The following is a 16,971-nucleotide window of genomic DNA, read 5'->3' as shown; positions in this document are numbered from 1 at the left end:
TGAAGGAGGGCTTCATGACCGACGTCGCCCTGGACCAGCTCCGTACGCTCGTCGCGGTCGTCGGCGAGGGCAGCTTCGAGGCTGCTGCCGCCGCCCTCCGCATCACCCCCTCCGCCGTCAGCCAGCGCATCAAGGGGCTCGAGGCGGCGACCGGCCGTGTCCTCGTCCGCCGCACGCGGCCCGTGACCGTCACCGACCAGGGCGCCCCCGTCCTGCGCCTCGCCCGGCAGGTCGACCTCCTGCTCTCCGACCTGGCACCCTCCGCGGCCGAGCGCGGACCGGTGAGCGTGCCCGTGGTCGTCAACGCCGACTCGCTGGCGACCTGGTTCGTCCCGTCCCTCGTCGCGATCACCGACCGCGTCCGCGTCGACGTGCAGCGCGAGGACGAGCAGCACTCGCTCGCCCGGCTGCGCGACGGGACGGCGCTCGCGGCGGTCGCCGCCGACCCGACGCGCGTCCCCGGCTGCACGGTGACCACGCTGGGCACGATGCGCTACCGCGCCATGGCGAGTCCCGCCTTCGCCGCACGCTGGTTCGCCGACGGCGTCTCGGCCGAGGCGCTGGCGCACGCACCGGTCGTGGAGTTCGACCACGTCGACGAGCTCCAGCAGCGGTTCGTGCGCCGCGTGACGCGGCGCCGCGTCGACGCACCCCGGCACTACGTGCCCGGGTCGGAGGCCTTCCGCGAGGCCGTACGCCTCGGGATCGGGTGGGGGATGCTCCCTGACCTGCAGTCTGAGGAGCTCGAACGCGACGGCGCCGTGCGAGAGATCGGGGCGCGCACGCGGACCGACGTCCGGCTGTTCTGGCACCAGGCGCAGCTCGACTCCCCCGCGCTCGCGCTGCTGTCCGACGCGGTCCGCGAGGGGGCGCGGATGCGCCTGCGCTGACGCTCAGGCGGTCGGCGGCCCGTCCACGACGCGCGTCACGAGGAAGTCGTCGACGTGGAGCCCCGCCAGGGCCAGTCGGACCGGCGCCGGCACGGAGGCGCGCTCGGGGTCGTGGACGAGGTGCGGGTCGACGACGTGGAGGGTCCGTCGGCGCGTCACCACCGACGCGCCCGCCGCGGCGCGCACGTTGCGGAGCCAGTCGGTGTCCGTCCCGTACGGGAGCGCGATCACGAGCCGGTCCGCGTGCCGGAAGACCATCACCGGCGTCCGGTACGCGCGGCCCGACCGGCGGCCCCGGTGGACCACCACCCCCATCCCCGGCAGCCAGGGCGCGACGTGCACGGCGAGCCGGTTGAAGCCGTCCCGGTTCATCCGCCGCATCCGTCGTGGGAGCGCCATCTCCGTACCGTCCCACGGGCACCGCGTCCGCGCCATGATGGAGCCATGGCCGACGACCTGGAGACGCTGGTGCGCTGGGAGGACGCGGGCGGCACGTGGCGCGTCGTCGGGCGGGGACCGTCGAGCGCCACCGTGTCCCTCTGCCGCTGCGACGGGGGCGAGCAGGTCGACCGGCTGGCGTCCAGCGACGACCGCCTGCTCGCGTACGTCGCCGGCCGCGAGAGCAGCGACGAGCCTTGGCTGCGACCCTCCGACCCCGCAGGATGAACGCATGAGATGCCCGAACGACGACACCACCCTCGTGATGAGCGAGCGCAGCGGGATCGAGATCGACTACTGCCCGGAGTGCCGTGGCGTGTGGCTCGACCGTGGAGAGCTCGACAAGATCATCGACCGCGCCGGCACGCAGGCGGCCCCGGCGGCGCCCGCGCAGCCGTCCTACCAACAGCCGCCGCAGCCGTCGTACCAGCAGCGCGGGTACGAGGACCGTCGCTCCGACGACCGCCGGTACGACGACCGCTCGTACAAGCGCAAGAAGAAGGAGAACTGGCTCTCGGACCTGTTCGACTGACCGGAGCCGCAGCGCCCGGTCAGTGCGCCCGGCCGGCCTTCCAGTAGCCGACGAAGGTGATGTCCGCCTTCGGGACGCCCGACTGGACCCAGTGACGGCGCGCCCCGGCGACCAGCGCCGACTCGCCGACCACCCACGCGTAGGTCTGAGGCGCAGGCGCCGGGAGCGCCCGCACGGTCGCGAGGGCCGCCTCCCCCGGCGTCGCCCGGTCGTCGCCGCGGACCACCCAGACGACGTCGACACCGGCAGGCGCCACGAGGTCCTGCCGGTCGTCGGCCGTCGGCACCTCGACGACGACGCGACCGACGGCGCCCGGCTCGAGCGAGGCGAGGATCCCCGCGACCGCGGGGAGACCGGTCTCGTCCGCGGCGAGGAGGAGCTCCCGCGTCCCTTCCGGCGGGTTGAAGCACCGTCCCTCGTCGAGGATCGCGACCGGGTCGCCGGGCTCGCACGACTGCGCCCAGGACGCTGCAGGCCCGGCCGTCCCCTCCGTCGCGTCGCCGTGCACGACGAAGTCGACGTCGATCTCGGGCCCGTCCTCGCCGTCGGGCCGGTAGGCGCGCACGGTGTAGTTGCGCAGCACGGGCCGCTCGGTCTTCGACACCGCCATGAACCGGAGGTAGGAGAGCGTGGTGAGCTTCGCGGGGACGCGGGCGAGCGAGGTGTCCGAGACCGGGAGGAACAGGCGGAACCACTGGTCGTAGCCGAGCGGGACGAAGTCGGCGACGTCTCCTCGCCCCAGGGTCACGCGGACGAAGCTCCGAGACACGCGCTCCTTGCCGACGACGTGGAGGGTGAGCAGTCCGGGCGTGCGGGCCTCGATGCGCTGCGCCGCCAAGTTGCTTCGTGCCATGCGATTCTCCTCGGATTGGTTAGGCAAACCTAACCAACCTTGAGACGTCCTGTCGAGACCGGCTCGGCCTACCCCTCGGCCTCGGCCGCTCGCTTCAGCAGCTCGAGCCGGCGCTGCCAGGCGTCGGCGTGCCGCTGCAGGTCGCGTCCGAGCCGGCTCAGCTCCGCGCCGAGCGGACGGAAGCGCACCTCCCGTCCGTACCTCTCGGAGGTGACGAGCCCGACCTCGCGCAGCACCTCCAGATGCTTCGCGACGGCCTGCCGCGAGATCGGGAGGTCCGCCGCCAGCGTCGAGGCCGACGCGGCGCCGCCCCCCAGCCGGACGAGCAGCGCCCACCGGGTCTCGTCGCCGAGCGCGGCGAACGACGCCGCGGGCGACGCGGATCCGCTCATGCCCGCCCCGCCGCGACCGACTCGACGTGATCACGCGCCACGGCGAGCTCGATCGTCCACCCCTCCACGTTGTCGGCGAGTCTCGTACGACGATCGTCCTCGGTGCCGCCGAGCGAGGCGAAGCCGCTCTCGACGACGCGGAGCGTGACGCCGCCCGGTCGCTCGTCGATCCAGAACTCGACCAGCGTCGACTCGGTGTCGGGGTCAGAGGACTCGTGGTCCGCGATCCAGCGGAACGCCGCGTAGCGGGGCCGCTCGAGGGCGACCGTCCGGAACGCGAAGACGCCGTGGACGCGGTCGTGCACGAGGTCGACGTCTCCCACCCGCTCGATCCGGTGCTCCTCGTACGCGCCGTCGTTGACGTACCACCCCGGGACGGCCACCAGGTCCCACACCCGCTCGGCCGGGGCGTCGATGTCGATCTGCTGCTCGATGCGGTCGTTCTCGGCGTCCATCTTGCCTCCCTTCGTCGATGTGCAACTTCACAGTTGCACTTCGACGTCGTCGACGCAAGCCTCGGCCGCGGCTCAGGGACGGGAACGGGGCCGGCAGGCCGCGACGACCGCGGCGCCGACGAGGGAGAAGCCCGCCGTCAGCAGCGCCGCGACGTTCCACCCGTCGTACAGGTCCTGCTGCGTCGGGCCGTGGGCCGCAACGACGACCGCGACGACGGTCACCCCGATCGCCGAGCCGACGTAGCGCGCCGTGTTGTTGGCGCCGGCCCCCATCGCCTCGCGACCGACCGGCACGCTGGCGACCGCCTCGCGGCCGAGCGCCGCGTTGAGGATGCCGCTGGCCACGCCCGCCACGACGAGGGCGGGCACGAAGCGCAGCCAGGTCGTTCCCGGCCCGACGGCCGTCAACGCCGCCTGTCCCACGGCCACCCCGACCAGCCCGGTGGCGAGCTGCACCCGCCCTGGGAAGCGTCGCTCCGGGATGCGTCGGGCGAGCAACGACGCCACGACGCTCGTCACCGACCACGCCATGAGCAGCAGCGCGGCGCCCAGCGCGTCGATGCCGAGCCCGGCGTCGAGGAAGACGGCGATGAACGAGAAGAGGGCGATGACCCCCATCCCGGTGGCGAACGCGGCGACGGTCGCGGCGACGAACGGCCGGTGCCGCAGGAGCCCGAGGTCGAGCATGGGAGCCCTCCCGCGACGCTCCGCGACGATGAACGCGACCAGGAGCACCGCGGCGCCGCCGAACAGCGCGAGGACGGCCGGGTCGCCGAGACCCTGCCGGCCCTCGACGAGGCCCGCGAGCAGGCTCGCGAGCCCGGCGGCGAGGAGCAGGCCGCCCCAGCGGTCGACGGGTCGCGGGTACGGCGCGCGCGACTCCGCCACGACCGCCCGGGCCAGCGCCGCGGTCGCCAGCGACGCGACGGCCAGGACGGCGTACGCCAGCCGCCAGGACACCCACGCGTCGCACAGCCCGGCGACCACCGGCCCCAGCGCGATCCCGGCCCCGAGCGAGGCGCCCCACACCCCGCTCGCCTTCGCACGCGCCGGGCCCTGCGGGAAGCGGTGGGCGATGATGCCGAGCCCCGAGGCGGTGACGGCGGCTCCCCCGACCCCCTGCAGGACGCGGGCGACGACGAAGAGCGCGGTGCCCGGCGCGAGCGCGCACACCACGGCGGTCACCGCCATCACGACCAGACCGACGACGAACGTCCTCCGACGCCCGAGGTCGTCGGCGACCGCGCCGCTGGTCAGCAGCGCGGCCGCCAGCCCGATGCTCATCGAGCTCAGGATCCACGTCCGACCGGCGACGCCCGCGTCGAGCGACGCGGCCGTCGGGACGATCGTCGCGAGCGGCATCGTGAAGGCGGCCAGCATCAGGAAGGTGCCGGCGGCGACGACGGCGAGCGTCCACCGCGCCGACCGGGTGTCCTGCCGCGGAGGCGTGCGGGTCGACGACACGGACATGCGGACCTCCCCGAAGGCGTCCGCTCGCGTCGCGGCGCCAGTCGTAACAATTCTGGTTACCATAGCACCATGAGCGCGAACAGTCGCCTGACCATCGCCGTGCATGTGCTGGCGTGGATGGAGCTGCACCGCCGCCGCGGCGAGGAGTGGTCGACGTCGGAGGACATCTCGCGGAGCGTCCGGACGAACCCGGTGGTGATCCGCCGGCTGCTCTCCGACCTGCGCGCGTCCGACGTCGTCGTCTCCCGTCGCGGAGCCGGCGCGGGCTGGCGGCTCGCGCGCGAAGCCTCGGCCATCACGCTGCGCGACGTCGACGAGGCCCTCGGAGCCGACCCCGCCTTCGCGATGCACCGCAACGAGCCGAGTCCGCGCTGCGTGGTCGCCCGAGGGATCCGACCTGCGCTCGCTCCGGTGTACGCCCGCGTGGACGACGCGGTCCGCGCCGAGCTGGCCCGTACGACGGTCGCGGACGCCCTCGACGACGCCCTCGCGCATTCCGACGGCGGCACGGGACCGATAGCCTGAGCGCCCGACCTCAGGAGGAACGATGACCGACGACCGGATCCGCATCACGCTCGACGAGTCGGAGATGCCGACCCACTGGTACAACGTCGTCGCCGACCTCCCGACGCCGCCGCCACCGCCGCTGCACCCGGCGACCCACGAGCCGGTCGGCCCGGACGACCTCGCGCCGCTGTTCCCGCCGGAGCTGATCGCCCAGGAGGTGACCACCGACCGCTACGTGGAGATCCCGGAGCCGGTGCGCGCCGTCTACCGGCAGTACCGGCCCTCGCCGCTGGTGCGCGCCCGCCGCTGGGAGCAGAAGCTCGGCACGTCCGCGCGGATCTACTACAAGTACGAGGGCGTCTCCCCGGCCGGCTCGCACAAGACCAACACCTCGGTCCCGCAGGTCTACTACAACGCCCAGAACGGCATCACCCGCCTGACCACCGAGACCGGCGCCGGCCAGTGGGGCACCGCCCTGTCGTACGCGTGCGCGCTGTTCGGGCTCGAGTGCGAGGTGTGGCAGGTCGGGGCGTCGTACGACACCAAGCCGCAGCGCCGGACCCTCATCGAGGTGTTCGGGGGCAAGGTCCACCGTTCGCCGAGCCCGCTGACGGAGTTCGGCAAGGGGTTCCCGGCCGACCACCCGGGATCGCTCGGCATCGCGATCACCGAGGCGGTCGAGCTCGCGGCCCAGGACGAGGCGACCAAGTACGCCCTCGGGTCCGTGCTCAACCACGTCCTCCTCCACCAGACGGTGATCGGCGAGGAGGCGCTGCTCCAGCTCGCGAAGGCGGGCGAGTCCGGTGCCGACGTCGTGATCGGCTGCGCGGGTGGCGGCTCCAACTTCGCGGGCCTGGCGTTCCCGTTCCTGCGGGAGAAGCTGGCCGGGCGTCAGGCACCGGCGATCGTCGCCGTCGAGCCGTCGTCGTGCCCGACGCTCACCCGCGGCGAGTACCGCTACGACTTCGGCGACACCGGCGGCATGACGCCGCTCATGAAGATGTACACGCTCGGGCACGACTTCGTGCCGTCCCCGATCCACGCGGGCGGCCTGCGCTACCACGCGATGGCGCCGCTGGTCTCGCACGTCGCGCACGAGGGTCTGATCGAGGCCGTCGCGCTGCACCAGAGCGAGTGCTTCGAGACGGCGACCGAGTTCGCGCGCACCGAGGGCATCGTCGCCGCGCCCGAGTCCTCCCACGCGCTCGCCCAGGCACGCCGTACGGCGCTGGCCGCCGCGGAGTCGGGCGCGGAGCCGGTGATCGTGATCGGGCTGTCCGGCCACGGCCTGCTCGAGCTCGGCGCGTACGACTCGTACCTGCACGGCCGACTCGAGGACGACCCGCTCAGCGACGACGAGCTGGCCGCCTCCCTGGCCGCGGTGCCGTCGGTCGGATGATCGAGGTCGCTCCCGGCGTCCTCGTCGCGACGCACCCGTTCTGCACCACCACGACGACGGTCGTGGTGGGCGAGGGCGGCCGGGAGTGCCTGATCGTCGACCCCGCGGTGACCGGTCGCGAGATCGACGACCTCGCCGCAGAGCTCACCGCGCGCGGCCTGACGGTGACGGGCGCGTTCTCGACGCACCCCCACTGGGACCACCTCCTCTGGCGACCGGCCCTCGGGGACGGGCCGCGCTGGGCCACCGCGGCCGGTGCTCGCCGGGCGCTCGCGGTCGTCGACGACAACACCCGCAAGGCCCGCGAGGCGCTCGACGGGGTCGACACGAGCGGCCTGGGACGCGTGGTCGCGCTCGAGCCTTCCTCGGACGTGCTGCCGTGGGAAGGGCGCGAGGTCCGCGTCCTCGAGCACCGTGCGCACGCAGCGGGGCACGCCGCGCTCCTGGTCGCCGACGTCGGGGTCCTCGTCGCCGGCGACATGCTGTCCGACGTCGAGGTCCCGCTGCTGGACCTCGAGGCCGCCCACCCGTGGGACGACTACGCCGAGGCGCTCGACCTGTTCGAGCGCGTCGCCCCGCGGGTCGAGGCCGTCGTGCCGGGCCACGGCAGCGTCGGTGATCGCGCCGAGCTGCAGCGGCGGATCGCCGCCGACCGCGACTACCTGGCCTCGCTCCCCCTCGAGTCCGAGACCGACGACCCTCGACTCTCCGGTGCCGCCGAGTGGCTCCTGGCCGAGCACGCGGACGCCCGCCGTCGGATGAGGCCACGCGTCGGTCCCTGAGGCCCCGCGTCGGTCCCTGAGGCCCCGCGTCGGTCGCTGAGGCCCCGCGTCGGTCCCTGGGTGGTCACGCCCCTCGCGCCGGTGACCACCCACCGACCAACCCGCGCGGGCGGGGCGGGCTCGCGGGCGGGGCCGCCTCACAGCAGCATCGCGCCGAGCGCCACGAGCGGCGGGACTCCCTGCGCGACCGCGCCCCCGACACCGGATCCGCGTTCCCGCGACAGCGCCATGCGGTCCCCGACGAAGAGCACCAGTCCCGACAACGCGGCGAAGACGCACACGTACACGACGAGCGTCTTGCCGACGGTCTCCTCGCCCGCGGCCCAGAACAGCACACCGGCGACGGCCCCGGCGGCGAGGAAGAGGTTGTAGAAGCCCACGCCGAAGGCCCACAGCCGGATCGCCGGAAGGTCTCGCGCCGGGATCGCGAAGACCCCCTCGTGCACGCTCGGTCGCTGGATGAGCACGACCTCCCACAGGAACGCCAGGAGGTGCACGGCTGCCACCACGAGCGTCGCCACCCACACGATCACGGTCATGCCTCCGACGCTAGGACCGGGTCAGGTCCGCGTCGATCCCTGAATCCTGGGGGTCCGCGGGGCGGTGCGGGGCGATACTGAGGCCATGTGGGAGCACCGGGCCGACCGGGCTCGACGCGAGATCGCCTCGCTGGCCACCACGGGGATCGGGGCCGGCGAGCTGCACGCCGCCGCGCTCGCGACGGTGGAGGCGCAGGTGCCCACGGAGCTCACCTGCTGGGCGACCCTCGACCCGACCACGCTGACGATCACGGGCATGGTGAGCGGCTCCGCCCGGCTCCCGGGCGGGTACGAGCCCGCGCTCGCCACCGCCGAGTACGACCCGGGCGAGCCGAACCGGTTCGCCGACCTCGCCCGCCGCGGGCAGGTGGTCGCGCGCTCGTCGGAGCTGCCTGCCCGCGAGCGCCGTCGCAGCGGGCGGCTCCGCAACGTCTGGCGGCCTCTCGGGCTCGACCGCGAGGTGCGCACCACGTTCCTCGCCGACGGATCGTGCTGGGGTGCCGCCGGACTGGTCCGTCGCGGCTCCGACTTCACCGACCGGGAGGTGGAGTTCCTCGCCGCGGTGGCGCCGGCTGTCGCGAGCGCGACCCGGGTCACGGCGCGGACCGGCGTACGCGGGTCGTCCGACGACACACCGCCCGCCGTCGTGGTCGTCGACACCCACGGTCGAACGCGGTCGTCCACCGCCTCGACGGCGACGTGGGCCGCCCGCATCGACGCGCACGACCCCGGCCGGTTCGCACTGCTCGCCAAGGTCCTCGCCCTGGAGGCCCGCACGAGCGGCCGCACCGCCCGCGCGCACGTCCGTGACGGGCACGGCTGGGCGGTCCTCGCGTCCAGCGCGCTCGTCGGCGACGAGCCCGGGCTGGTCGCGGTCACGGTGTCACGTGCGGCCGGCGAGGAGCTGACCGACGTGATCGCCGCCGCGTACGGGCTGACGCCGCGCGAGCGGCAGGTGTGCGAGGCGGTGGTCGCCGGCCACCCGACGACCCGCATCGCGCGGCTGCTCGGCATCTCCTCCTACACCGTCCAGGACCACCTGAAGTCGGTGTACGCGAAGGTGGGCGTCCGCAGCCGCGGCGAGCTCGTGGCCCGGCTGCGCCCCTGACCGCCCGCAGGCGCGCCCCGCCCGCGTCAGTCCTCGAGCATGATCCGGCGGCCGTGCGGGGCGAGGAGCGCCTCGGCCCGGCCGTCCTCCATCGCGTCGACGAAGCGTTCGCCCGGAGTCTCGAAGAGGTGGTGCCGCACGCCGGGAGCGAGCCAGCCGAGCCCCACAGGCCAGAACGTCCCCCAGTGCACCGGGAGGGCCCACCGCGCGCCGACCCGCTCCACCATGTCCGCCGCCTGGCGGGGGTCGACGTGGTCGTCGCCGAGCGTCGGTCCCCACCCGCCGACCGGGACGAGCGCGAGATCGACGCTGCCGACGCCCGAGACGTCGGTCGCGGGCCCGGTGTCGCCCGGGTACCAGAACGAGCGCGGGCCGCCGCGGACGCGGAACCCGAGCGGGGGCGACTCCCGCTTGGACCAGCGGTGCCGTGTCGCCGGGTGGTCCGCAGCGATGACGTCGACCTCGAGGCCTGCGAGCCTCAGCACGTCACCGGGGCTCGCCTCGTGGACGTCGAGCGCGGTCCGGGCGAGCAACGAGCGGCTCCCGGCCGGGACCACCACCGGCGTGCCCGGGGAGAGCAGCCTCAGCGACGGCACGTGGAAGTGGTCGAGGTGGAGGTGCGAGACGAGCACGAGGTCGGCGTCGGTGGCCGACCCGATCGGTGACAGCGCGTGGCGCCGCAGGTGGGCGAACCGTTTGACCAGCACCGGGTCCGTGAGGACGCGGACGCCCGCGACCTCGACCGTCACCGTCGAGTGCCCCCACCAGGTCACGGCGAACATGGCCGCACTCTCGCACACTCCGGCTCATCGGGTGAGCACTCGGCACACGAGCGGTGCGCATCCCTCCCCCGCCCCGAAGACCGTGATGCGCGCCGCGAGGTCCCTGACCCAGGGCTCGCGGTGGCGCTCGGCGTAGACGTTGCGCTTCTCGAACCCGTCCTCGTAGGTGTACAGCTCCCACGCGTAGTCCGTGCCGTCCCAGTCGTCGTCGAGGTCGAAGCGGACCAGCAGCCCCCGCTCGCTCCGCACACCGATGTAGGAGGGGATGATGTCGATCGTCCCGCCCGAGCCCTCGTCGGTGTCGACCTCTCCCGGCTGGCTCTTCGCGAAGGTGTGCTCGAAGAACGTGTAGCGGCTCCCGCGCGCCCTCGGCTGCGACAGCGAGTGCGCGAAGCTGGTCCCGTCGCGATAGCTCGCTGGGCGCAAGCCGCCGAGCTCCTCGAACGTGGGCGCCAGGTCGAGGTTGGAGACGAGCTGGTCGCGCTCCCCCGGCACCACGTCAGGCCCCACGACGACGAGCGGCACACGGGTGTCGGAGTCGTACGGGGTGCCCTTGCCGCCGTTGAGCTGGTGCTGGCCGAGGTGGAACCCGTTGTCCGCGGTGAGCACCACGTACGTGTTCTCGCCGACCTCCGCGCGGATCTGGGCGAGCAGCCGGTCGATGGACTGGACCATGCGGGCGCGGTCGCGGTAGCGCTGGAGGGCGCCGGCGTCGGTGAGCGTGACCTCGTTCGTCCGCCAGGCCGGCGCGGGCGCGGTCGTCCCGTCGCGGCGCAGGTAGGTCGGTGCGTTGTCCGTGCGGTCGTCGGCGTACCCGGTCAGGTCGTCCAGCGTGAGGTCCCCACAGGACTTCGTCCCGCAGTTGCCGCCGAGGTTGCGGTCCTCACCGGGCCGCGCGCGGTCGGCGAAGGCCGGCGGGAAGACGTAGTTGTCGTCGTACGCCTTCGCGAGACGGCTGTGCGGCCCGTACGTCGCGACCTCGAGGAAGTACGGCGCGCCTCCTGCGGCCGACGCCTTCTCGTGCCGCCGGACGAAGTCGAGCGCCTTGTCGCCGGTCACGGTGGTCGCGTACTGCGCGTCCCGCTCGGCGATCGGCCGCGACAACGCGGGCGCACCGTGGAAGGTCAGCTCGAGCGCGCCGTCGGCACCGAGGTGCCCACTGCGGTACTTCCAACCGTTGTAGCCCCCGCCGAAGACGGGGTCGAACTCGGTCCAGCCCGGGATCGGCTCGGGCGCCGTCACGACGCCGTCGACGTTGGAGACCTCGTAGCCGTTGAGGAGCTTGCCGGTGAACCCGGTGGTGTAGCCGCTGCGCTCGAGGGCGAGGTGGAACGTCTTGTCGATGTTGCCGTACTTCTCGTACGCCTTCCATCCGCCGATCGGGTTCTCCGGGTCGTTGGGCGTGTTCGTGAGCACGCCGGTGTGGTGCGGCGCCTGCCCGGTGAACAACGACGACCGCGACGTGCAGCACAGCGAGTCGACGACGAACGCGTTCCTGTACGTCGCGCCCTCGGCCTTCATCTGCTGCGCGTTCGGCATCGTCTCGAGCAGCTCGAGCGAGAAGTCGTCCATGAGGAGGAGCACGATGTTCGGGCGGTCGGCCTTCGGTCGCCCGTGCTGCGCCGCCCCCTCGGCGGCAGCGGCCCCGGTGGCTACGACCCCTCCGACGACCGTCAGTGCCACGCCCAGGACCGCGGTGAGCAGCAGCCCTCTCATCCCCCGACGCATGAACGCCCCTCTCGCTCGATCCCCATGGTGACCGGATCCAGACAACATCGCGTGGTGAATTCCTGGCCAGGGTTTTGCGCGGGGCGAGCAGATCGTGCCGCGAGCCTGCCTACGTGGCGGGCTCCACCGTCCTGGTCACGACCCAGTGGTGCTTGCCGATCTGGCGGGTCCGGGTGAACCCCTGCCGCTCGAACACCGAGGCGGTCGCGTTGTGCAGGAACCCCGCCGACGTCTTGCGTCCCGCGGCGTCCTCCGGATAGCTCTCGACGACCCCTCCGCCGAGCCTCGCGATCTGGTCCAGCGCCCCGCCGAGCGCGACCGAGGACACGCCCCGGCGACGCGCGTCGCTCGCGACGAAGAAGCACGTGATCTTCCAGTCGGGCAGTGCGGTGAGCCCCGCCTCGTACCTCTTGCGGTGCTTCATGTTCGGGAGCTCCTCGACCGACCCGAACTGGCACCACCCGACGCAGGTGTCGCCGTCGTAGACCAGCGCGGCGTGCGCACGGCCCTCCCGCACCAGCGCCTCCTTCGTGGCGCGCCGGTCGATCTCGTCGCCACGCAGGCTGCCCTCGGCGTGGAAGCCCAGGCACCAGCAGCCGCCCCAGACGCCGCGGTGTCGCTCGGCCAGCGCCGCGAAGTCCGGCCAGGTGCTCGCATCGAGCGGCCTGACGTCATAGGAGGGCAGGTCCCCGTCCATGCGCCACATCGTGCCACGTGCTGGTGACACGAAGCCCGATGTCCGACGGCCGCCTGGGTCAGACCGTCGAGGAGTACCCGTTCATGAAGCCGATGATGAACATCACCACTCCCGCGAGCGTCCCGAGCAGCGCCACACCCAGACCCACGTACCCGGGCCACTTGGTGGCGTCCTGGTGGAGCGACACTCCGGACAGCACGAACGCGACGAGGAGGAGCACGATGCCCACGAGCTCCGGGCCCATCCACGGCAAGCACACGCCGATGAGGCCGAACACCGCGGCCCCCATGGCGCACAGGCCGATCGGGCCGGGGACGCCGCTGGACCCGCGAGGTTGCGGTGCGGGCGCCGTCGTCACGGGCGCCACGTCGTCGGTCCACGCGGTGCCGTTCCAGTAGCGCATACGAGCCGAGCCGTCGTCGTACCAGCCTGCCGGGGTGCCATCTCCACGCATGGCGCCATCCTGCCAAGAGCCCGCCCCGCGGCAACAGCGGGCAGTGACGAGGATCACATGCACGAGGGCGGATCAGGAGAAGAAGCACGAGAGGCCGGACCCTCGGAGAAGGTCCGGCCTGTCGATCGGTGGAGCATAGGGGATTCGAACCCCTGACCTCTTCCATGCCATGGAAGCGCGCTACCAACTGCGCCAATGCCCCGTGCTGCGAGCGGTGAACCGCTCATCGAGCCGAGGTCGATCTTAGCGGGTCGCCCCAGCCGATCCGAAATCGGGGTCCCCCTCGCGGGCCGGTGCGCTGTCGCCGTGCGCCGCCGCGTCGTCGCTCATCTCCGGGACCGGCAGGTTGCCGGCGTTCCACTCGGTCACCTGCCAGCGCGCGAACCCCTCCTGCAGGACCGCCCAGCAGCCGTTGCTGAAGCCACCGAACGAGCGCCAGTGCTCCTGGGGGAGCCCGATGAACGCGCACACGCCGACGCGGATCACCGCGCCGTGCGCGACGACGACCACCGTCTCGTCCTTCGCCATCGCGTCGGCGACCTCACGGAGCGCGCCGCTGAAGCGCTCGGCCGCGTCGGCGTGGGACTCCCCGCCCGGGGAGACGACCTCCTCGCCCCGGCGGAACCGCGCCTCCAGCTCCGGGTAGCGGTCCCGGATCTCGTGCCTCGTCAGCCCTTCGCGCTCCCCGAAGGCCACCTCGCGGAGGCGGGCGTCGGTCTCGACCGCCAGGTCCACGATCCGGGCGAGCTCGGCAGCCGTGGCCGACGCCCGGCGCAGGTCGGAGCTCACGATGCGCGTGGGGTTGAGGACGGCGAGCCGGGAGGCCATCTCCGCGGCCTGCGCACGCCCCGTCGCGTTGAGCAGGGTGTCGGTCTGCCCCTGCAGGCGTCCGGCCACGTTCCAGTCGGTCTGGCCATGACGCCAGACGATGATCCTCCGGCTCATGCGTCCGCGACCGGCGGCTCACCGGCGAGGGGCACCTCGTCCTGCGCCTCGGGCTCACGCACCGCGCGCGCCGCCGGGACGCGTCCGGCGGCATCGCCGATCTCGGGCAGCGGCACCGCCGGGCAGTCGCCCCACAGACGCTCGAGGGCGTAGAAGGAGCGGTCCTCGTCGTGCTGGACGTGCACCACGATCTCGGCGTAGTCGAGGAGGACCCACCGACCCTCGCGCTCCCCCTCGCGGCGGATGACCTTCGCCCCGTGCTCGAGCAGCTTCTCCTGGACGGCGTCGACCACCGCGCGTACCTGACGGTCGTTGCTCGCCGAGGCCAGCAGGAACACGTCGGTGATGACGAGCTGCTCGGAGACGTCGTAGGCGATGATCTCGTGCGCGAGCTTGTCCGCCGCGGCAGCAGCGGCGGCGTGGGTCAGCTCGAGCGCCCGCTCGGATGCGGTCACTGCGGTGCCCCCTTCGGGTGGCGGGAAGGACGGTCCGACGCCGGCAGGGCGTCGACGTAGAGACGGTGCTTGGCGATGTACTGGACGACGCCGTCGGGCACGAGATACCAGACCGGCTCCTGGTGGGCGACCCGCTCGCGGCAGTCCGTCGACGAGATCGCGAGGGCCGGGATCTCGACGATGGTGACCCGGTCCTTCGGGAGGCCGTCGAGCGTGTGGGTGTCGATGTCGTGCCCCGGACGCGTACAGCCGACGAACTGCGCGAGGTCGAACATCTCCTCGGCGTTGCGCCACGTGAGGATCTGGGCGAGCGCGTCGGCACCGGTGATGAAGAACAGCTCGACGTCACCGCCGTAGTGCGTCCGCAGGTCGCGCAGCGTGTCGATGGTGTAGGTCGGCCCGGAGCGGTCGATGTCGACGCGGCTGACCCAGAACCGGGGGTTGGAGGCGGTCGCGATGACCGTCATCAGATAGCGGTCCTCACCGGGCGAGACCTTGCGGTCGGCCTTCTGCCACGGCTCCCCCGTGGGCACGAAGACGACCTCGTCGAGGCCGAACCACGCCTGGACCTCCGAGGCCGCCACGAGGTGACCGTGGTGGATGGGATCGAACGTCCCACCCATCACCCCGACACGGGGGCGGCGGCCGACCTCGAGCGGCAGGCTCATCAGGTGTGCTGACGTCCCTTGCCGAACGCGAACAGGCCGACGATGAGCAGGACGAAGAAGACCAGGGTCGCGGCACCCACGACGTACGGCGAGAGGGCCTCCTCGTGCTCGGCGCCCTGCGCCACGACCTGCGTGATGACGGTTCCAGTCAGCGACATGGGGGCCAATCTACCGTCCTGCCCCGTCCCGCACGCGAACGACCCCGGTCACGGGAGGGCTCAACGGACGTGACCGTCACCGGTGACGACGAACGTGGTCGTCGTCATCTCCGGCAGCCCCATCGGGCCACGGGCGTGGAGCTTCTGCGTCGAGATGCCGATCTCGGCCCCCATGCCCAGCTCACCGCCGTCGGTGAACCGCGTGGAGGCGTTGATCATGATGGCCGCCGCGTCCACCGCAGCGGTGAAGCGCTGCGCCGTGGCCAGCGAGCGGGTCACGATCGCCTCGGTGTGCCCGGAGGAGTAGGTACGGATGTGGGCGACGGCGTCGTCGAAGGAGTCGACCACGCGGGCCGCGATGTCGAGCGAGAGATATTCGGTGGCGAAGTCCTCGTCGGTCGCCGCCACGACCGCCTCGTCGGCGCCCATGAAGGCGGGATCGCCGTGGATCGTCACGTCGCGCTCGCGCAGCGCCGCCACGACCCGCGGCAGGAACTCGTCGGCGACGGCCTTGTGCACCAGCAGCGACTCGGCGGCGTTGCACACGCTGGTGCGCTGCGTCTTGGCGTTGACGACGATCTCCAGCGCCATGTCGAGGTCGGCCTCGGCGTCGACGTACACGTGGACGTTGCCGGTCCCCGTCTCGATCACCGGCACCTGCGCGTCGCGCACCACGGCCTCGATCAGGCCCGCTCCCCCGCGCGGGATCACGAGGTCGACCAGGCCCCGCGCCTTCAGGAGCGCGGTGGAGCTCGAGCGGTCGGACGGGTCGATCGCCTGGACGGCGTCGGCCGGGATCCCCGCGGAGACGACGGCGTCGCGGAGCACGGCGGTGATCGCGGCGTTCGAGTGCTGGGCCGTGCCCGAGCCGCGCAGGAGGACCGCGTTGCCGGCCTTGAGGCAGATCGCCGCGGCGTCGGCGGTGACGTTGGGGCGACCCTCGTAGATCATCCCGATCACGCCGATCGGCACCCGCACCTGCCGGAGCTGGAGACCGTTGGCCAGGGTCGAGCCGCGGACGACCTCGCCGACCGGGTCGGGCAGCGCGGCCACCTCGCGGGTGCCCTGCGCCATCGCCTCGATCCGTGCCGCGTCGAGGCGGAGGCGGTCGACGATGTGCTCGCCGACCCCGGACTCGCGGGCCGCGGCCACGTCGCGGGAGTTCGCGTCGACGATCGCGTCGGCGTGGGCGACCAGGGCGTCGGCCATCGCGTGCAGCGCCGCGTCCTTGCGTGCCCGCGGGACGGCCCGCAGGTCGAGGGCGGCGGCGCGGGCCCGCCGGGCGGCGTCGTGGACGTGGGACTCGAGATCGTGGCTCACGTCACCCAGGATAGTGACTCAGAAGTGGACGGGATCCGGCGCGACGATCCCGACGCCGATCGCCGCGGCCATCCCGTCGTCGCGGTTGCGGCGCTCGTAGGTCTCCTGCTCCAGGACCTCGAGGCCGACGACGTCCCACGGCGGCAGCCCGGCCGACTCCCGGTGCTCGGACCACACCCGCATCGCCATCGCGGCCGCGTCCAGCATTTCGGGCGCCTGCTCCCAGTAGCAGATCTCTGCCCGGTCGACGTCGTAGCGCACCGAGTGCAGAAACGCGTGCTCGTCGCGCAGCCTGAGCATCGCCGAGCGCACCACGTCGTCGTCGAACGGCGCCCCCGCCACCGTCACCGCGACGTGCCACATCTTGTCCTGGCCGACCACGTACCCTCCTCGCCACGG

General features: G+C 73.0%; 23 protein-coding genes and 1 tRNA gene. 7 read left to right on the top strand and 17 right to left on the bottom strand.

Annotated elements, in window-relative coordinates; all coding sequences use genetic code 11:
* Positions 1–14 precede the first annotated feature (14 nt).
* The gene (locus tag ACQSSQ_RS06450) at positions 15–890 is read left to right on the top strand and encodes a LysR family transcriptional regulator ArgP (RefSeq protein WP_431326209.1); all 876 of its coding nucleotides are present in this window, start codon (positions 15–17) and stop codon (positions 888–890) included.
* A 3-nt stretch (positions 891–893) separates the two neighbouring features.
* Here ACQSSQ_RS06450 and ACQSSQ_RS06445 read toward each other — a convergent pair whose 3' ends face one another.
* Positions 894–1,289: a nitroreductase family deazaflavin-dependent oxidoreductase gene (locus tag ACQSSQ_RS06445; RefSeq protein ID WP_431326208.1), complete on the bottom strand. Its 396-nt coding sequence runs from the start codon at positions 1,287–1,289 to the stop codon at positions 894–896.
* A gap of 45 nt (positions 1,290–1,334) precedes the next feature.
* Between ACQSSQ_RS06445 and ACQSSQ_RS06440 the strand changes: the two genes are divergently transcribed.
* Together ACQSSQ_RS06440 and ACQSSQ_RS06435 are read left to right on the top strand one after the other, a co-directional pair.
* Complete coding sequence (locus ACQSSQ_RS06440; protein ID WP_431326207.1) at positions 1,335–1,556, top strand: hypothetical protein; 222 nt, start codon at positions 1,335–1,337, stop codon at positions 1,554–1,556.
* 4 nt (positions 1,557–1,560) lie between these two features.
* Entirely contained in the window at positions 1,561–1,860 is a 300-nt protein-coding gene (locus tag ACQSSQ_RS06435; protein WP_431326206.1) for a TFIIB-type zinc ribbon-containing protein, read from the top strand.
* Positions 1,861–1,879: 19 nt separating this feature from the next.
* Here ACQSSQ_RS06435 and ACQSSQ_RS06430 read toward each other — a convergent pair whose 3' ends face one another.
* From ACQSSQ_RS06430 to ACQSSQ_RS06415, 4 genes are all read right to left on the bottom strand, one after another.
* The gene (locus ACQSSQ_RS06430) at positions 1,880–2,713 is read right to left on the bottom strand and encodes a siderophore-interacting protein (RefSeq protein WP_431326205.1); all 834 of its coding nucleotides are present in this window, start codon (positions 2,711–2,713) and stop codon (positions 1,880–1,882) included.
* 68 nt (positions 2,714–2,781) lie between these two features.
* Entirely contained in the window at positions 2,782–3,105 is a 324-nt protein-coding gene (locus ACQSSQ_RS06425) for an ArsR/SmtB family transcription factor (RefSeq protein ID WP_431326204.1), read from the bottom strand.
* Positions 3,102–3,560, bottom strand: coding sequence for an SRPBCC family protein (locus tag ACQSSQ_RS06420; protein ID WP_431326203.1), 459 nt, complete (start codon positions 3,558–3,560; stop codon positions 3,102–3,104). The genes ACQSSQ_RS06425 and ACQSSQ_RS06420 overlap by 4 nt, the downstream gene beginning before the upstream one ends.
* A 72-nt stretch (positions 3,561–3,632) precedes the next feature.
* Complete coding sequence (locus ACQSSQ_RS06415; protein WP_431326202.1) at positions 3,633–5,030, bottom strand: MFS transporter; 1,398 nt, start codon at positions 5,028–5,030, stop codon at positions 3,633–3,635.
* Between the two features lie 69 nt (positions 5,031–5,099).
* On the opposite strand from ACQSSQ_RS06415, the gene ACQSSQ_RS06410 reads away from it, so the two are divergent.
* Genes ACQSSQ_RS06410 through ACQSSQ_RS06400 form a run of 3 tightly spaced genes read left to right on the top strand, consistent with a single transcriptional unit; the run spans position 5,100 to position 7,718 of the window.
* Positions 5,100–5,555 carry an Rrf2 family transcriptional regulator gene (locus ACQSSQ_RS06410; protein ID WP_431326201.1) on the top strand — a complete coding sequence of 152 codons (456 nt, stop codon included), beginning with the start codon at positions 5,100–5,102 and terminating at the stop codon, positions 5,553–5,555.
* 22 nt (positions 5,556–5,577) lie between these two features.
* Complete coding sequence (locus ACQSSQ_RS06405; RefSeq protein WP_431326200.1) at positions 5,578–6,936, top strand: TrpB-like pyridoxal phosphate-dependent enzyme; 1,359 nt, start codon at positions 5,578–5,580, stop codon at positions 6,934–6,936.
* Positions 6,933–7,718, top strand: coding sequence for an MBL fold metallo-hydrolase (locus ACQSSQ_RS06400; RefSeq protein WP_431326199.1), 786 nt, complete (start codon positions 6,933–6,935; stop codon positions 7,716–7,718). Before ACQSSQ_RS06405 ends, ACQSSQ_RS06400 begins: the two co-directional genes overlap by 4 nt.
* Before the next feature lie 137 nt (positions 7,719–7,855).
* Here ACQSSQ_RS06400 and ACQSSQ_RS06395 read toward each other — a convergent pair whose 3' ends face one another.
* On the bottom strand, positions 7,856–8,257 hold the full coding sequence (locus ACQSSQ_RS06395) for a DUF1304 family protein (RefSeq protein WP_431326198.1): 402 nt from the start codon (positions 8,255–8,257) through the stop codon (positions 7,856–7,858).
* An 85-nt stretch (positions 8,258–8,342) separates the two neighbouring features.
* Here ACQSSQ_RS06395 and ACQSSQ_RS06390 point away from each other — a divergent pair, with 85 nt between their 5' ends.
* The gene (locus ACQSSQ_RS06390) at positions 8,343–9,365 is read left to right on the top strand and encodes a helix-turn-helix transcriptional regulator (RefSeq protein ID WP_431326197.1); all 1,023 of its coding nucleotides are present in this window, start codon (positions 8,343–8,345) and stop codon (positions 9,363–9,365) included.
* A 26-nt stretch (positions 9,366–9,391) separates the two neighbouring features.
* On the opposite strand, the gene ACQSSQ_RS06385 is transcribed toward ACQSSQ_RS06390, so the two are convergent.
* The 11 genes from ACQSSQ_RS06385 to ACQSSQ_RS06335 form a co-directional block, all read right to left on the bottom strand.
* On the bottom strand, positions 9,392–10,147 hold the full coding sequence (locus ACQSSQ_RS06385) for an MBL fold metallo-hydrolase (protein WP_431326196.1): 756 nt from the start codon (positions 10,145–10,147) through the stop codon (positions 9,392–9,394).
* A gap of 24 nt (positions 10,148–10,171) precedes the next feature.
* Positions 10,172–11,875, bottom strand: a complete 1,704-nt coding sequence (locus ACQSSQ_RS06380) for a sulfatase-like hydrolase/transferase (RefSeq protein ID WP_431326195.1) — start codon at positions 11,873–11,875, stop codon at positions 10,172–10,174.
* A gap of 109 nt (positions 11,876–11,984) precedes the next feature.
* Positions 11,985–12,572 (bottom strand): GNAT family N-acetyltransferase, encoded by a 588-nt coding sequence (locus ACQSSQ_RS06375; protein WP_431326194.1) that lies wholly within the window; start codon positions 12,570–12,572, stop codon positions 11,985–11,987.
* A gap of 58 nt (positions 12,573–12,630) precedes the next feature.
* The gene (locus ACQSSQ_RS06370) at positions 12,631–13,026 is read right to left on the bottom strand and encodes a DUF2510 domain-containing protein (RefSeq protein ID WP_431326193.1); all 396 of its coding nucleotides are present in this window, start codon (positions 13,024–13,026) and stop codon (positions 12,631–12,633) included.
* Positions 13,027–13,155: 129 nt separating this feature from the next.
* Positions 13,156–13,228, bottom strand: a tRNA-Ala gene (locus ACQSSQ_RS06365).
* A gap of 41 nt (positions 13,229–13,269) precedes the next feature.
* The gene (locus ACQSSQ_RS06360) at positions 13,270–13,971 is read right to left on the bottom strand and encodes a histidine phosphatase family protein (RefSeq protein ID WP_431326192.1); all 702 of its coding nucleotides are present in this window, start codon (positions 13,969–13,971) and stop codon (positions 13,270–13,272) included.
* A complete protein-coding gene (rsfS, locus tag ACQSSQ_RS06355) occupies positions 13,968–14,426 on the bottom strand; it encodes a ribosome silencing factor (RefSeq protein WP_431326191.1) in 459 nt (152 codons plus the stop codon). The genes ACQSSQ_RS06360 and rsfS overlap by 4 nt, the downstream gene beginning before the upstream one ends.
* A complete protein-coding gene (nadD, locus tag ACQSSQ_RS06350) occupies positions 14,423–15,094 on the bottom strand; it encodes a nicotinate-nucleotide adenylyltransferase (protein WP_431326190.1) in 672 nt (223 codons plus the stop codon). Before nadD ends, rsfS begins: the two co-directional genes overlap by 4 nt.
* Positions 15,094–15,252 (bottom strand): hypothetical protein, encoded by a 159-nt coding sequence (locus ACQSSQ_RS06345; RefSeq protein WP_431326189.1) that lies wholly within the window; start codon positions 15,250–15,252, stop codon positions 15,094–15,096. Before ACQSSQ_RS06345 ends, nadD begins: the two co-directional genes overlap by 1 nt.
* Positions 15,253–15,312: 60 nt before the next feature.
* Complete coding sequence (locus tag ACQSSQ_RS06340) at positions 15,313–16,572, bottom strand: glutamate-5-semialdehyde dehydrogenase (RefSeq protein ID WP_431326188.1); 1,260 nt, start codon at positions 16,570–16,572, stop codon at positions 15,313–15,315.
* A gap of 18 nt (positions 16,573–16,590) precedes the next feature.
* Positions 16,591–16,953, bottom strand: a complete 363-nt coding sequence (locus tag ACQSSQ_RS06335; protein ID WP_431326187.1) for a DUF8830 family protein — start codon at positions 16,951–16,953, stop codon at positions 16,591–16,593.
* Positions 16,954–16,971: the final 18 nt, after the last annotated feature.

Origin of the sequence: Mumia spirodelae (assembly GCF_050632745.1) — a bacterium.
GTDB lineage: Bacteria > Actinomycetota > Actinomycetes > Propionibacteriales > Nocardioidaceae > Mumia.
The sequence above is the reverse complement of the archived record's forward strand: the minus strand, read 5'-3'. Positions and strand labels throughout refer to the sequence as shown.